The sequence below is a fragment of the Brevibacillus choshinensis genome (genome assembly GCF_016811915.1).
Classification (GTDB): Bacteria; Bacillota; Bacilli; order Brevibacillales; family Brevibacillaceae; genus Brevibacillus; species Brevibacillus choshinensis_A.
Genome location: NZ_CP069127.1, coordinates 4,382,936 through 4,397,826 on the forward strand (window position 1 = coordinate 4,382,936; position 14,891 = coordinate 4,397,826).

Consider the following 14,891-nt stretch of genomic DNA (forward strand, 5'->3'; position numbering starts at 1 on the left):
CTTGTTAGCTAGCAATTTGTTTGGTTTTACAATGAAACAAATAATTTCTTCGTACAATAAATGCGAAACTCAATATCAAAAATAGCAATCCGCCTAATACGACGTACTGTGTACCCATTCCTGATATAACTAATCCGCTTACCGAGGTACCGGTTGTAACCCCTAAGTTACCGGATGCTAGAAACAATCCATTCGAGAATTCAGGGGCTTCTGGAGCTGCAGACGTAATCCAATATTGACCAATATTATTTCCTATAGCCACTACTATTCCAAAAATCAAAACAATGAATGCCATAGGTACAGTGAACTGTCCCATTAAGAACAATAAGATGTAAACGGCCCCTATTACGAATGGAAAAGATGTTACAGATCTTATGGCATTTTTAGTAAGCAACTTCCCGGCGACGATGTTTCCTATTATGCTTGCCCCACCGAATATGAATAACATGAAACCAATCGTTTTCCCGGGTATATTCGTAATGGTTTCAAGATACTCAGCAAGGTAACTACTAACTCCATACATCGCTGCATTTATAAAAATGACAGCAGCAATGGATAGCCAAGTAATTGGTTTTTTTAATGCACGTAATTGAGATCCATAGGAGAGTCTTTCCTTAACAGGCATAGATGGTACAAATAGTAATATGGCAATGAATGCTATCGCATTTACAACAGTAAAGAATAACATTGCCATTTCAAGCGAAGCTGTATTAGCAATAAAACTAGAGACTGGTGCACCAAGTACCATCCCCCCCGTTACTCCCATAAATACTTTAGAAGTAGCTTTTGGAGCTTCTTCCTTGCTAACTGAGGCTGCTGCTGCTGTCAAAGCTATTGAGACATAAACTGGATGTAAAAAGGCTGGAATCACACGAGCAATTAATAAAATGGTAAAGTTTGATGCAAATATGGAGACAATGTTACCTAGAACGAAAACACCTAGTACAAGTAACATTGCCTTCTTGCGATTTATGCCCGAAAACAATAACGGCATAGTGGGTCCAGATATTGCAACAGCAAGTGCAAAGAGACTCACTAGCAACCCTGCTTTGGATATACTGATATGGAAATGATCAGCAAGTAAAGGTAATATCCCAACGATCCCCATCTCCGTATTTAAGATGCCGAATACACCTATGGTCAATATTACTATAAGCAAATTATATCGTTTAGCCATAAAATTCGCCTCCTACTTTCATTAATGATGAAACTTGAAAAATAGATATCGATCGGTTAATCAACATATGTTGATAATTATAAAAAGAAACAGGGTGTTTTCAATCGTTAACTGAACGCGATTTGTTGATTGTTCAACAAATCTATCAAAACTGCTGATTATCTTGAGGAAAGATTGGTGACCTACCAATGTCTAAAGTGGATAGGAGAATAACCAAAAGCCAAGAAGCTATCGCCGATCTCGAAAAAGGGCATTATTTTGCATAAAAATAGAGGGTGCACCGAAAGCCCTTAAACGGCTGCTGGGACACCCCCATATAATTACGTGTATCATCGGTCAACAATTTTAATGAAATTGAAACGATAAGAACGCTGCCCTGAACATCATTAGCGGTTCGCTTCGGGATCCGTGAACTCGCTGTACGAATTGATGGAGACTTCATAAAAACCGCAATTATGCTCACCTATGGCGGGAGCAAGGCGGTTTTTTCTTATGTCTTGATTTCTTCCTTACGTCATCCGGTGGGGCGAATAAACAAGCAGTGCAGAGCATTTGAGCATATCCTGTTCTAAAGCTTCTTCGGGAAAGGAGAGAACACATATCTTACACGCCCAACAGGCAAGAAGAAGGTATACGGTTCAAGGTGCGTTTCGGGTGATACGCACGATAAAAGTGGGAGAAAACCCAATCTCTGTAGCATTCGCTCCCCTCACAAACCGCATTTATGTTGTGAATAACGGCAGCAGTACCGTATCTGTGATTGACGGTCGTTCCAACAGCGTGATTTCCACCATAAAAGTCCCATTGAGAGCAGAAAGTATCGCGGTCAATCCCAGAACCAATCGCATCTATGTTACGAGCAGTGATTCGATTGGACGAGTCACCGTTATCAATAGCGTGACCAATAAAATCATGGCAGTGATCCGAGTTGGCAGTTCCCCAGGTGCCATACAGGTGAACAAGATAACGAACCGAATTTATGTCCTCAACGCAGGAGAAAACACAGTCTCGGTCATTTCCGGCAGGACGAATAGAGTAATCGCCACTATCAAAGTAGGCAACCAAAATCCCAGCGTCAACACATCTGCTCTCATTGCTGTAAACGGCCGAACGAATCGAATATATGTCGCGAACTCTTCCAGTAACTCTCTGTCTGTGATTCATGGTAAAACAAATAAAGTCATCGCCACGGTCAGGGTGGGAGACACACCAAGAGCAGTCCAAGTAAACACCAGGACCAATCGCATTTACACCGTGAGTGGACCTTTTACACTTACCGCCATGACTGTCGTGAACGGATCGACGAACAAGATCATCGCCACCATTCGCAACATCGGTGACGTGAACAATTTTGGGATCAACCCTTTTACGAACCTCATCTATGCCCCCGATGATGCGAGCAGGCGCATCTCTGTCATCAGTGGAAAAACCAATCGGGTTGTCAAAACAATTGCGAATGGAGAATTCCCTTCGCTGACGGTTATCAATGCAAGAACCAACCGGATTTTTGTCGCTACGATTGGTGGGCCATCCCCCAATCAGCCGAGCAGGCTATCCGTAATTAATGGCCGGACGAATAAAATCATTACAAGCTTGAGGAGCGGTGTTGGAGCCACGGCTGGAGTGGTCAATAGCCGAAACAATAACGTATACATCGTCAATCAAATCAGCAATGATGTTTCCGTCGTAGCTTTTCGAAAAAGATGATTTTCCTGAATAGGACTTGTTAAAAATACAGCCCTCTGTGAGTGATCACTTCGGGCTGTTCGTATTCGTATGCATGGTTATCAGGTTACTTGTTACTTGTGTGGATACAAAGAAAGCTTTTCCAAAAAACAGAAATTCGGTACGCTCTGCCGCCTCTCCTTCCGCGAGAATAGTTGCTTTCGATGGGGCGGATGCCAAGGGAATGTCAGGCAAGCGAGTGGCCTTTAACGATGATGTGATCAGCACAGGCAAATCGCTGAAGCCCATCGAAGATCGGTCGTTCAAGCAGGGGGCAACGTTGTGTTTTTTTGGCCGATTAACTTTTTTATCGCATTCTAATTTAGGGAGACAAGATAGTCAGCAAGTTTATCGAAAGTACCCTCAAGATCTTGTTGAAGCTTTGGAGCCATACCTTTGTAGGTTTCTTGTTCCTCAGCTGAAGCGTTCACAGGCCAACCTTTCAGTTTTAAAACAGTTTTACCTTCGTCATCTTCTAGCGTTACGATATTCATCATTTCAAGAGGCCAGCTCACGCTAAAAGGCGCTCGGACCGTATTGCCTTGCTCATCAGAAAAGGATCGGATATAAGTCACCTTCTCAGCGGTTTCTCAAGGATTGCTAATGTGCACAGTCCGGGCCATGCCGAATACTAGTCTAATCCTTTATTTTCATCTGACACATAATCCCATCTTTTGTCCTGTATAGAACGAACTAAAGAGGGAGCCATTTTACTCGGCCCCCTCCTCTCTTCCATCCTAACTGCTTCCTATATCAGACCATGCTCCTTTATCTTTCGGAACAGAGTAGCACGGCTAATCCCCAGCAAACGTGCCGCTTCTTCTTTCCGACGTTTGTCCTGCTGAACCAGCTGCAAGGCATGGCTGATCGCCGCGCGCTCCCTTTCCTTCAGATTAAGTGGTTGTTCAAGGGTCGTACCTGCTGCAACGGATGGAGCCTTAGCCATAGACTCTCTTCTCGCATGGAATGGAATACTTTCCGGCCGTATCCACGGAGATGTTTCCATATTCACGGCATATTCGATCACGTTGGCCAGCTCCCGCACATTTCCCGGCCAGACGTGGTGAAACAAGAGTGCCTGCGCCTCCTGGGTAAAGCCCTTGATAGGCTTCTTCAGTCTTGCCCCACACGTTTGCAGATAGCCATTGGCCAGCGTCAGAATATCCTCCCTGCGCTCCCTAAGCGACGGCAGCAGAATCGGGATCACGTGCAAGCGGTAATAGAGGTCTGCCCGAAAGACTCCAGCTGCAACCAACTGCTCCAGATCGCGGTGCGTTGCTGCGATGATCCGCACATCCACATCGATAGGTTTGCCCGATCCCCCCACTCTCACGACCTGCTGCTCCTGCAAAACTCGCAACATCTTTACCTGAAGGTGAACCGGCATATCCCCTATTTCATCAAGAAAAAGCGTACCCTTGTCGGCCGCTTCGAACAATCCGACCCTTCCTCCTTTGCGCGCCCCCGTGAACGCACCCTCTTCATAGCCGAACAGCTCGCTTTCCAGCAGATGCTCAGGGATGGCGGCACAATTGATGGAGACGAAAGGCTGCTTGCTACGGTGACTCGCCTGGTGGATCGCTTTGGCAAACAGCTCTTTTCCCGTGCCGCTCTCTCCCCGCAAAAGGACGGTGGAGTCGCTAGTCGCCACACGTCTCGCTACTTCCTTCGCCTGTGCGATAGCCGAACTGATTCCCGCGATCCCGGAAAAGGAATCCTTTAGCTCGAAGCCTCCTACCTGTCTGGCGATCGCTACGACTTCGCGTACATCATCCAGCGTGATGACCCATTCCAACGTGGCGCCATCCAGTTGAATGGGCTTGATCGTAAACAAAAACTCCTTTGCTTCTCCGCCCACAGCAAGTACCACCTTTGGTGGCGCCGCACCCGATTCCACCGCCTGCCTGATCGCCCGAACCAACCCTGCCGCTGGCTCGTAGTCTTCGCCTGTTTCCGCCAGTTGAAGATACTGCTTGGCACGCTGATTCATCTGCACGATCCGATCTTCCTGATCCACCGTCAGCATCGCCTTGTCCAGGTCATCCATGACCACCCGCAGCTTTTCCAGTGTCAGCTGCTGCTTCTTGTACATGAGGTGTTCCTTCATTTTGATGGCAATCAATTCGGCGATCTTTTGCAAAAAGTTGAGGATCGAGTCCACATCGGCAAACAGACGCGCTCTTTGCTCTTGGTCGAAGGCGAGCAGCCCGATCACGCCAACTTCCTTGCCGTCCAGCGTGATCGGACAGCAGATTTCCCCCGTCTCTTCGCAGTTTCCGAAATGCGTGCAGGGTCGACAGCGCTCATCGGCACCCGGGTTCATAATCACCACCGGCCGCCCATCAAACAGCGAAGCTCGGTACACATGGTCTTCTCCCGCCATCGTCCGCAGGATTCCCGACTCTGTCCGTCCCGTGCCGGCGATGCGCACCAGTCGATGATCGGCAATTTCCACCTCGACCCGCAGCACGGATGCGACAGCGGAGGCAATCTGTTGGACACTTTCCTGTATCTCTTGCAAGGGCATACGGATTCCCCTCTCACTCATGCGTATGCCTCCATTATAGCGCGATCGGCTGGGAAAGCCCGTCCCCCACGTCCTTTAGCCGCAAAATTCGCAAATCGCTTCCGCCAAAATATGGGCCATGTCCACCAGACTGTCCGTTTCCACGTATTCGACCGCTCCGTGAAGGCCCGCTCCCGTCGGACCAAACAAGACAGTAGGGATCCCTGCCCCCTGCAAAAAGGCTGCATCTGTCCATCCCGAAAAGCCGGAGATGCCTGGACTGCGCCCCAATCTGTCTCGGCAAGCCTTTTCCAGCGTCAGAAAAATCTGCTCCTCCGTAGAGACCTCGTACGGCTCTCTCCAGAAAAACACTTCTGCACTCGCCTCAAAGCTCTCGTCCTCTGCATGCAGCTTTTGCAGGATCGCCTCTACTTCCTGCACCACATCCTGTTCTGTCTCGCCAGGGATCGTCCTTCGCTCCCAATCCAATCGGCAATAATCCGGGTAGGTCGACAGCTCAACTCCCCCTTTGATCAAAGAAGCATGAATGGATGGCGAACCCAAGATTTCATGCTGCTTTTCCTTCAGCTTTTGCGAGAGTCGATCGATCTCATTCAATACCCGGCCCGCATGCACAATGGCGTCCACTCCCTCGGACGGGCGACTTCCGTGTGCTGCCTTGCCTCTGACCTCGCATGCCACCCAGGCAAAGCCTTTGTGCACCACACCGATATCCAGATCGGATGGCTCGCATACGATGGCGGCATCCGCGCGGTATTCCTTCACCAGCGCTTCTGTCCCGATGCTCTTGTATTCTTCATCTGCCACGAACGTCAGGATCACATCGCCAGCCAAACGAACATCAGCCCGCTTGATTGCTTCGACGGCAGCGATCATTGCCCCCAGGCTGCCTTTCATGTCCTGACTTCCGCGCCCGTATATTTTTCCGTCTTCATGCACAGGCTCAAACGGTTCAATGGCCATCCTCTTGGCACTTACCGTATCCATGTGGCCGTTTAGAATGAGCGACTTTCCCCCGCCAGTGCCTCTGAGTATACCGATGACATTCACTGCCGTCTCATTGATGGGTTCGACCCGCACCTGAAGCCCGCTGTCCAATAGCCGCTTTTTGATATAATCAGCGATCTCCCTTTCTCCAGGACCATCTATATCCAAATACGGATTGACCGAATCGATCCGGATGAGATCCTGTACGAGTGAAACCAGTTCTTCGCGTTCTATCGTAATCTTCATGCGCTTGTCCTCCCGTTTCATTTTGTGTGATGATCCGTTATGCAGCAAAAAGCGTGCCATCAAATCCGCTCATCGACATGCGATGAGCGGGCTCCCCCGATCTCATTTCGAGATTTATCCGTCTCAATTAGAGACTTCACGTCTCACATTGAAACTAAACGGCACCGCGACGACTGTTCAAGGTGGTACCAGATAAAATAGGTACTCCTTTCTTTGGTAACGACCCGTTACGATAGATGGTAGGCAATCCATACCCAAATTCCTCATAACTGGTGGCGATCTTATGTATCTTCTCATCCTGCTTCTCGGACCGACTGTCATGATTTATCTCGGCTTGCAGGTGTTGGCCAATGTCCCGATTACCTTTCTTCTGTTTTACAGCTGGCTTTTTCTTGTACCGTTGCTTGATTTGCGATTCTTGCAGAAAAAGCCGTGGAGTGACGCTATTCCCGCCTATGGACTGGCTTTGCAGCGCAAAAATCTGCTGATCGGGAGCGCTACGGGTGTCCTATTTCTAATCGTGATCATTGGGGCAGGGTCCGTATTCCATCCCTTTCTCTTTGATCGTGAGGATCTCATTCCCCTCTTGGAGCGCTGGCATTTTTCCGGGAATCAGGCTGTTTGGCTCATCGCCATCTTGATGTTCATCAATCCGCTCTTGGAAGAGCTTTACTGGCGAGGCTTCATGCACCACAGGCTGCAAGGGAGACACGGCAAAGCAACCGTCGTATTTCTGACGGCGTTATTCTACAGCCTGTACCATTTTCTGTCCGTCGTCCCACTGTTCGCGTGGCCCTTCAACGTGATGATGGTTGCTCCCGTTTTTATCGCGGGATTGATCTGGGGCTGCATGCGGCAGCGGGATTCCACGATCACGGGTTCCGTTCTCAGTCATATTCTCGCTGATGTAGGAATTATGTCTGTTTATTTGTTGTTTTTGGTTTGAGTTTCAAAGAAGTACATAGAAAAACGCCTTTCCTAGGATGCTCGGGATGCCGAAGCTTTTCTTTCGGAAAGGCGTTTGGTTTTCGATGAGCGGTTTTGGATCAAGGTCGCAAAGTTGAACACATGGAAATGATCAAAGAAGTCAGCTTTCGTACGAATGATATGGATGTGGCTGTTTCCTCTCCTGATGGCTTTGCCCGTCACCCCTGCAAAACGATGGTTATGCCTTTCATCGCCTTCTTCCGCAAACTTCGTGCTGCCGGTAAATTCGTGCACATGGCGTTGAGTGGATACCGCGATACCTTTTCGCTTAACCTCCAATTGAGGTTTTTGGCTGTTTTTTCTCTTTTGAACAAATCGAGCTTTCAAAAAGCCCTAACTGTTCGTTATAATGAATAGTAAGGAATACCTATTTGGATAAGAAAGGAGGCTTCCATGATTGCTCGCCTGCGTTGCTCTCTCAGCAATCGCCTTGCTTTGTGGATCCTTTTGATTTGCCTTTTCGCCCTGCTCTATGTAGTGGTAAAGGATCGTCTGAACCACTATCAAAATCAATGGATCCTGGTATGGAGCGACGAATTCGACGGGTCTGTATTGAATCGCTCCAAATGGAATGTCGTAGACGCTCCTTCTCCTCGCAACAACGAGCTAGAATACTACACACCCGAAGCCGTATCTGTCATAGACGGCTATCTTCGAATTCGCACAGATCAGCGAAGCTACAAAGGCCTGGAGTATACATCCGGCGCAGTCGAGACGAGAAACAAATACGATTTTTTATATGGCAAAGTGGAGATCCATGCTCGTCTTCCCAAAGGACAAGGCATATGGCCTGCCCATTGGATGCCACCAAGCGACCACGTTTCCCCCTATGAGATCGACATCATGGAAATGCTCGGGCATGAACCGAACAAAATCTACTTGACTCATCACTGGTTGGGGTGGATTCCGCAGCAGTATACAGGCACTTTTGTCGGTCCTGATTACTCGGAGGCTTTCCATACCTTTACCGTAGAATGGGACCCAGGAAAGATCACTTGGTACATAGATGGAATCGAGCGCTATTCCTCTACCTCTCATGTCCAAAACACACCTGCCTATTTGTATCTGAATACAGCCGTAGGAGGGAAATGGCCAGGAGCGCCAGATGAAACAACCGTGTTTCCCCAATTTCACGACATCGACTACGTACGGGTCTATCAGAAGCAAAAAGCATTTGACTGGAAGTTCTGGTAGCTCTGTAATCAGTTCATGTCGTTCTTTACAAAGAACAGCTTCCCCCACGCCACGTTTTTCCCTACCTTTTGAAAGAGACATAGGAGTTGACTGTATGAAGATCATCATTAATGCGGATGATTTTGGCATGTCCACTACCACGGATGACGCCATCATCCAGACATTTTCGATTGGCGCATTGACCTCTACCACGATCTTCGCGAATGGTGCTACTTTTGAAGCGGCATGTCAGCGAGCGCACGAGGAAAAATTACAGCACCAGGTCGGGCTGCACATCAATCTGAATGATGGGCTACCGCTCTCCGAAGCCATCCGAAAATGCCCGCGCTTCTGTGATGAAAACGGTTTTTTCCGACCGCGGACCCGCTCGCTCTCCCGCCTGATTCTCCCTTTAACTGCAAATGAAAAATCTGCATTGGCCACCGAGCTGCGCTCACAAATTCGCCGCTGCCGTCTGCATGGCTTGCCGCTTACACACGCTGACTCCCACAATCACATCCATACCGAGATCATCCTCGGGACACTGATCATGGAGGTACTCAAAGAAGAAGAAATCCCCTACTTGCGCTTGACTCGCAACATCGGTACGGATATGTCCGTACCGAAAAAACTATATAAGACTCTATACAACGGTATCCTGTCATCAAAAGGTCTACGCGGTGTCCAATACTTCGGAGAATTTGAAGGCATGATTGCTCTCTGCCAAAACGGAGGGAACCGGACTGGATCTGTAGAAATCATGTGTCATCCGATCTATAACGAAAACGGTCATATCTACGATCTGTATGGCGCTTCCATCACACAACAGTTCAAGGAGTTGCTCGACCTGATCCCTGGAATGGAATTGACCACGTACGGGCAAATGAAGCTAGCTGGATGAGGCAGAGCTCACAAACCTAAAAAATGGGGTGAGATCCATGTGATCCCACCCCATTTCTCTGGCTATACTGTCGCCACCGCCAAATTGCTTTCCTGCTCCCCGTGCCCTTCCCTCACGTCTTCTCCCTCGAGAAAGCGCATAAACAGGGCAATCGTCACCATATTCCCCAGATGCGTATCCAAAATATCGCTTAACTGCAGCTGATCGTCCAAGATTCCCTCCTTCTTTAACTTGGCGAAGGCTTTTTTCGTCAACTGCATATTGCGTATCGTTCTGAACAACTCAGGATGCTCTGGACTTTCCTGCAGATAAGTTTTATGAAATAGCTTGCGTCCCAATACCTTCGCCGCTCTCCTCGTTCGATTACGGATGTATTTGACCATATCCTTGAGCATTTCCACTTTTTCATATGAAACCGAGATGCCACCCTCTGCTGTGCGGATTTTGGCCACCTTTGGATTTAATTGTGTGATCATTTTTCGATGGTACTGATTGAAAAAACGCTCCCTGCGTTTCAAATGAAAGCCATACCGCACCAAATCGTATTCCAGGAACGGAGAGTAACAGCCAAAGAGATGGCTCGCCGCAGAGATATATGTGCTGGCTACCGTTTTCATCCGGAAGTGATAGTAGATGCTGTCATAGGTTTTCGTATTGGTATCCAAGAGATAATACCCCAGCTTCTCAACCACCCGATCCTCGAACGATTCGTTCAACTGCTTGTAGTCTCCGGCAAAATAGGTGTTCTTGCACTTGATTTGCAGCATCCTCATCCGCAGAAAGCGACGAATGTTGGACTTTTTGCGAATATAGAAAGGAAAGTCCTGGACCCACATATTCTCTTTGAAAAACTCGCCGCCGATACCGGAAACGACGAGATCGACCCCGCGCTCCTCCCGATTCTTATGATGAGGCAAGGTGCGGTAGTGCTTGAATAAATCGTTCATTCCATCACACCAGTCAAACAACTCCGGGACACTCTGCTCTAGCCGGTCGATACTCGGCTCCGAAATGAAAAGCTCATGCTTCAGCTCTTTGGCCACTTGCTTGGGGACCTCGACATCCTGAATCCCATTCATCCCCGTTATGGCCGCTTCGAAAGGGACACCATGATGATCGAGCAGGACACAAACAAGCCGGGAGTCTACTCCCCCTGTCAAATCGGCGCTCACTTTCATTGTCTTGACCGACTGGCTGAACAGTCGGAAAAATTCAATGACATCTAGTTTCGGGCAGGCATCTTCCAAGCTTTCCAGTTTCTTGGATACAATGGTTTTTTTATGATTGCAAAGGACAATGATCTCGTTACAGTCGATTTTGAAGATGCCATCCACCAGTGTGCGGTTGTCGTAGATGTTTCCAAAGTTCAGAAATTCGATAATGGAATCCTTGGAAATCTGTTCCTTTCCATAGCCGCTTTTTTTCGCTAACGCCAGAAAGGACGTCGAGACGATCGCATCCATGTGAAACGCCTCGAAAGCCCCGCTGTTATCAATAAATGCATAGTACATTTCGGCCTGCTTGTCGTAGACCGTCATAAAAAAGTGACCCTTCAGGACTTTGACCGCCCCTATCATCCCACTCATCCGGAGTTCTTCTAAAAAAGCCATGACCGACTCGATCCCCGCTGCCACTCCCAAAATAAAAACAAACCCTTTCCAGCCCACAATATAGTTGGCATCCTCCCAGGCCTGCTCCTTACTCTGCCATTGTGTAATACCCTCACTCGTGATCAGCATGCACACTCACCCTGTCCTATCGAAGAATTCACTACGAGTGGAAAAGAATCGATATCTGTCTATCTCCGCGCTGTACTGGTATATTGTCCAAGTGGACCGGCTTTCGTAGTCTCCAGATACGAGATTAAGGTCGCCAATGAAATCAGATTTCCCAGATGCTGATTGTGGATCTGGTCAATCCTCAAATCGTGGTGCAGTATGTGAACCTCTTTTAACAGATTGATTGAATGATGGGTGTGCCGGAGTTGTCTTATCACCGTGAATAGCTCCGGATGCTCTGGACTTTCTGACGAGTAGCTTTTTTTGAGCACCTTCCTTCCCAGCATTCCCATCAGCCGTTTGGTGTAACTGACAACGTACTTTCGTATATCCTTTGCCACCTCCAGCCTCTGGGTTGAGACAGAGATCCCCCCTTCCGATGTCCGTACTTTTGATACCTCGGGATTAAGTTGGGTAATCGTTTTCCGGTGAAACCTGTTGAATATCCGTTCCTTTCTAGTGAGTTGAAAACCAAACCGAACGAGCTCCTCATCCAGCAACGGTGCGTAGGTTGGCAGCACATAATTAGCTGCTGTCAAATATTTGCCGGCGATTGACTTCATCCGGTAGTGGTAGTAGATGTTGTCGTATGTCTTCGTGTTAGTCTCGAGTACGTAGGGGGCAAGCTCGTCTATCATTTTCCCGGTGAAGGATTTCTGGAGTGGGACAAACGATTCGTCAAAATAATACTGTGCGCATGAAACCGGGAGAAAGCGTGTATGAAAAAGGCGGCTCAGGTTTGCCTTTTTGTTGGTGTAAAAGGGGAAGTCCTGGAGCCAGAAAAAGTCTTTGAACATCTCTCCCCCTATTCCCGTAATGGCAACATTCATACCTCGCTGGACTCGATTACGGTTATGCTGCATTGTCCGATAGTGACGAAAAAGATCGTGCATGCCATCACTGATCCTAAACAGCTCCCCAATTTCTTCCTCCAAATGAAGTACGACTGGGGTGGTCACATGCAGAGAAACCCCAAACAGCCCGGCAACCTCTTTGGGGATGTCCACATCCTGAATCCCCTCCCTTCCCGAGATGGTCGTTTCAAAATTCACACCATAATAATGAAGCAGGACGCTGATCAATCGAGAGTCAATTCCGCCGGATAAATCCACACTGACCCTTTGGTTACGCAGCGACTGCGACAGCTTTTGAAAAAAATCGTGAAAATCAGCAACTGGCTGCTCTTCGTCATAGATTGTGGCGAGCTTTTTTCTTCTTACCTTCACTGTGCGACGGTCGAATACGAGCAGCTCACTGCTGTCAATTTTTCGGATCGATTCGAAGAACGTTTTATTTTCAAAGAGATGACCGAAGTTGAGAAACTCCATCATCGCCTGACGATTCATCGTGGTGATGTTCATGTTTTTGTGCGCAGCCAGCGTGAGAAAAGAACTGGAAATAGCATCCTCGGAATAGAAAGCGTCGTGGCAGCCGCTTGAATCCACAAAGCAGTAATAGAGCGGGGAAGCCTTCACCTTCATTACGATCATATAGCTGCCTTTCAATTGCAGCGCATCCTGATCCAAAGTCGCTTCGGTAAAGAATTTCGCAAAATGCCGAACAGACGGCAGCCCCGCCAGCACTCCCTGTATATACACAAAGCCTTTCCAGTAAAACACAGCCTTGTCGTTCTCCCAGCGTTGAAATCCAGCATCAACAGTCGTTATTCCTTCACACGTAAGTAGCAAGAGTCCACTCCTCCAATATCCATCTGATCTCTATTCGTTCTGAAATTACGTTCCGTGGCGTTGCCCTTTGATCGAATGCAGAAACTCCATAAAAAGAGATAAGGATAAGAAATGACTGAGATGAGCGTCATGGATGTCAGGCAATTGGACGTTTCCCTGCAGGATTTTTTCTTCTTTTAACAGCTCGATCGCATCCTTCGCCAGCCGAGATTCCCGGATACGAACGGACAGCTCCGGGTGATCTGCAGGCTGTCTGGTATAAGATCCGTGAAAGAGTCTGCGCTCGATCACCTTTATGAGGCGAGTCCCTTTGTCCCATACATATTTTTGAATGTCCTTGCTTACCTCCCATTTGTCTACGGAAACAGAGATCCCGCCCTCTGAGGTTCGAATCCTTGCAATCTGTGGATTGACTTTTGAGATTGTCCGGCGATGAAACGTATTGAAAAATCGCTCCCTGCGCTTTAAATGGAATCCGAATTGCACGAAATCCAGCTCGACCATGGGGGCATAGCTGGGCAACACTCGATTTGCCGCACTGATATAGCCGCCTCCAATCGTTGGAAACTCATAGTAGTAGTAGATGTTGTCGTATGTTTTCGTATTGGTATCTAATTCATAGCGTGCCAGCTTATGTAGCGTTCCGTTTTGCAGCAGTTGGTTCGCATTGGCGTACTCACCGGTGAAATATTCATTTTTGCATGGAATGGGCAGCATAAACATCGTAAACATGCGATCAAGCCGCGATGTTTTGCTCGTATAAAATGGAAAATCCTGCAGCCACAACTCATCCTTGAGGAATTCACCGCCAATGCCGCTCAAGGCAAGATCGATCCCTCTTTTTACCCGGTTTTGATTGTGTTGATAGGAACGATCATGCTTGAAGACATCGTTTAATCCATCGCTAATGCGAAAGACTTCCGGGATCCTCTCTTCTAAGCCGTCTACAAGGGGACGGGTCACATGAAGAGTTGTTCCCATGGCGGCAGCCACTTCCTTTGCAATCTCGACGTCCTCCATCCCGTCTATTCCGGAAACCGTCGTCTCGAATGGTACGCCATAGTAATCCAAAAGAACGGCAATCAGCCGGGAATCCACACCGCCCGTCAAATCTACACTCAACCGAAGATCCTTTATGGATTTTGCTATCTTTTCAAAAAACTGGAGGTAATCAAAATCGCCGTTTCCCGCATCGATCGGCGCCAATTTTTTGGAGTGAACACTCTTGCCGCCCGGTCCAAAGCGGATGATCTGGTTACGATCAATCCGGGAAATGCCCTCGACCAATGTCTTGTTTGCAAATACGTTTCCAAAGTTGACGAACTCCAGTACGGCGTCACGGTCCAGCTGCGTAGTGGTCAAGCCTTGATATGAAACCAGCTCCAAAAATGATGCGGCAACAGCCGTTTTGGAGTGAAAGGCCGCAAACCCGCCATTGTTGTCCGTGAAGCAGGTGTACTTATGGGTCTTTTTTTCCTTTACTATCATGAAGAAGTGGCCTCTCAGTGCCAAAAGTGCACGTTCTATGCCTTTTATCGCGGTCAAGCGGGAAAACTCTCGAACAGATGCTTCCCCAGGAGGGATTCCCAGCAAGTAGAGAAAGCCCCTCCACCGGAAGCAATAGTCCGCATTTTCCCACGTTTGCAGGTCACTCGCTAAACTCCTCATGCCTTTCGCTGTTAACAGCAAAACCAACTTCCCC

At 48.1% G+C, this 14,891-nt stretch carries 12 protein-coding genes; 4 read left to right on the forward strand and 8 right to left on the reverse strand.

Annotated elements, in window-relative coordinates; genetic code table 11:
• Nucleotides 1-4: 4 nt before the first annotated feature.
• Nucleotides 5-1,177, reverse strand: a complete 1,173-nt coding sequence (locus tag JNE38_RS22095) for an MFS transporter (protein WP_203353282.1) — start codon at nucleotides 1,175-1,177, stop codon at nucleotides 5-7.
• 654 nt (nucleotides 1,178-1,831) lie between these two features.
• Between JNE38_RS22095 and JNE38_RS22100 the strand changes: the two genes are divergently transcribed.
• On the forward strand, nucleotides 1,832-2,884 hold the full coding sequence (locus JNE38_RS22100) for a YncE family protein (RefSeq protein WP_203353283.1): 1,053 nt from the start codon (nucleotides 1,832-1,834) through the stop codon (nucleotides 2,882-2,884).
• A 335-nt stretch (nucleotides 2,885-3,219) separates the two neighbouring features.
• Here the strand turns inward: JNE38_RS22100 and JNE38_RS22105 are convergent, their stop codons facing one another.
• The 3 genes from JNE38_RS22105 to JNE38_RS22115 form a co-directional block, all read right to left on the reverse strand.
• Entirely contained in the window at nucleotides 3,220-3,399 is a 180-nt protein-coding gene (locus JNE38_RS22105; protein ID WP_238933416.1) for an SRPBCC family protein, read from the reverse strand.
• Between the two features lie 251 nt (nucleotides 3,400-3,650).
• Nucleotides 3,651-5,450 (reverse strand): sigma 54-interacting transcriptional regulator, encoded by a 1,800-nt coding sequence (locus JNE38_RS22110; protein WP_238933417.1) that lies wholly within the window; start codon nucleotides 5,448-5,450, stop codon nucleotides 3,651-3,653.
• Between the two features lie 54 nt (nucleotides 5,451-5,504).
• Nucleotides 5,505-6,662 (reverse strand): ArgE/DapE family deacylase, encoded by a 1,158-nt coding sequence (locus tag JNE38_RS22115; RefSeq protein WP_203353285.1) that lies wholly within the window; start codon nucleotides 6,660-6,662, stop codon nucleotides 5,505-5,507.
• A gap of 283 nt (nucleotides 6,663-6,945) precedes the next feature.
• Here JNE38_RS22115 and JNE38_RS22120 point away from each other — a divergent pair, with 283 nt between their 5' ends.
• Nucleotides 6,946-7,608: a CPBP family intramembrane glutamic endopeptidase gene (locus JNE38_RS22120; RefSeq protein ID WP_203353286.1), complete on the forward strand. Its 663-nt coding sequence runs from the start codon at nucleotides 6,946-6,948 to the stop codon at nucleotides 7,606-7,608.
• 32 nt (nucleotides 7,609-7,640) lie between these two features.
• Here the strand turns inward: JNE38_RS22120 and JNE38_RS31245 are convergent, their stop codons facing one another.
• Nucleotides 7,641-7,883: a YmaF family protein gene (locus JNE38_RS31245; protein WP_428993735.1), complete on the reverse strand. Its 243-nt coding sequence runs from the start codon at nucleotides 7,881-7,883 to the stop codon at nucleotides 7,641-7,643.
• 159 nt (nucleotides 7,884-8,042) lie between these two features.
• On the opposite strand from JNE38_RS31245, the gene JNE38_RS22130 reads away from it, so the two are divergent.
• Together JNE38_RS22130 and JNE38_RS22135 are read left to right on the forward strand one after the other, a co-directional pair.
• Entirely contained in the window at nucleotides 8,043-8,843 is an 801-nt protein-coding gene (locus tag JNE38_RS22130; protein ID WP_203353288.1) for a glycoside hydrolase family 16 protein, read from the forward strand.
• A 94-nt stretch (nucleotides 8,844-8,937) separates the two neighbouring features.
• The gene (locus JNE38_RS22135) at nucleotides 8,938-9,723 is read left to right on the forward strand and encodes a carbohydrate deacetylase (RefSeq protein WP_203353289.1); all 786 of its coding nucleotides are present in this window, start codon (nucleotides 8,938-8,940) and stop codon (nucleotides 9,721-9,723) included.
• A 62-nt stretch (nucleotides 9,724-9,785) separates the two neighbouring features.
• On the opposite strand, the gene JNE38_RS22140 is transcribed toward JNE38_RS22135, so the two are convergent.
• The 3 genes from JNE38_RS22140 to JNE38_RS22150 are packed head-to-tail and all read right to left on the reverse strand — an operon-like array spanning nucleotide 9,786 to nucleotide 14,878.
• Nucleotides 9,786-11,462, reverse strand: a complete 1,677-nt coding sequence (locus JNE38_RS22140) for an asparagine synthase-related protein (RefSeq protein WP_203353290.1) — start codon at nucleotides 11,460-11,462, stop codon at nucleotides 9,786-9,788.
• A gap of 59 nt (nucleotides 11,463-11,521) precedes the next feature.
• Nucleotides 11,522-13,189 (reverse strand): asparagine synthase-related protein, encoded by a 1,668-nt coding sequence (locus JNE38_RS22145; RefSeq protein ID WP_203353291.1) that lies wholly within the window; start codon nucleotides 13,187-13,189, stop codon nucleotides 11,522-11,524.
• A 45-nt stretch (nucleotides 13,190-13,234) separates the two neighbouring features.
• Complete coding sequence (locus JNE38_RS22150; protein WP_203353292.1) at nucleotides 13,235-14,878, reverse strand: asparagine synthase-related protein; 1,644 nt, start codon at nucleotides 14,876-14,878, stop codon at nucleotides 13,235-13,237.
• Nucleotides 14,879-14,891 lie beyond the last annotated feature (13 nt).

What these genes read in the sequence shown, in the direction of transcription:
- JNE38_RS22110 (WP_238933417.1), bottom strand. Translation starts at nt 5,450, where the DNA reads ATGAGTGAGAGGGGAATCCGTATGCCCTTGCAAGAGATACAGGAAAGT.
- JNE38_RS22115 (WP_203353285.1), bottom strand. Translation starts at nt 6,662, where the DNA reads ATGAAGATTACGATAGAACGCGAAGAACTGGTTTCACTCGTACAGGAT.
- JNE38_RS22140 (WP_203353290.1), bottom strand. Translation starts at nt 11,462, where the DNA reads ATGCTGATCACGAGTGAGGGTATTACACAATGGCAGAGTAAGGAGCAG.
- JNE38_RS22095 (WP_203353282.1), bottom strand. Translation starts at nt 1,177, where the DNA reads ATGGCTAAACGATATAATTTGCTTATAGTAATATTGACCATAGGTGTA.
- JNE38_RS22130 (WP_203353288.1), top strand. Translation starts at nt 8,043, where the DNA reads ATGATTGCTCGCCTGCGTTGCTCTCTCAGCAATCGCCTTGCTTTGTGG.
- JNE38_RS22135 (WP_203353289.1), top strand. Translation starts at nt 8,938, where the DNA reads ATGAAGATCATCATTAATGCGGATGATTTTGGCATGTCCACTACCACG.
- JNE38_RS22105 (WP_238933416.1), bottom strand. Translation starts at nt 3,399, where the DNA reads ATGATGAATATCGTAACGCTAGAAGATGACGAAGGTAAAACTGTTTTA.
- JNE38_RS22120 (WP_203353286.1), top strand. Translation starts at nt 6,946, where the DNA reads ATGTATCTTCTCATCCTGCTTCTCGGACCGACTGTCATGATTTATCTC.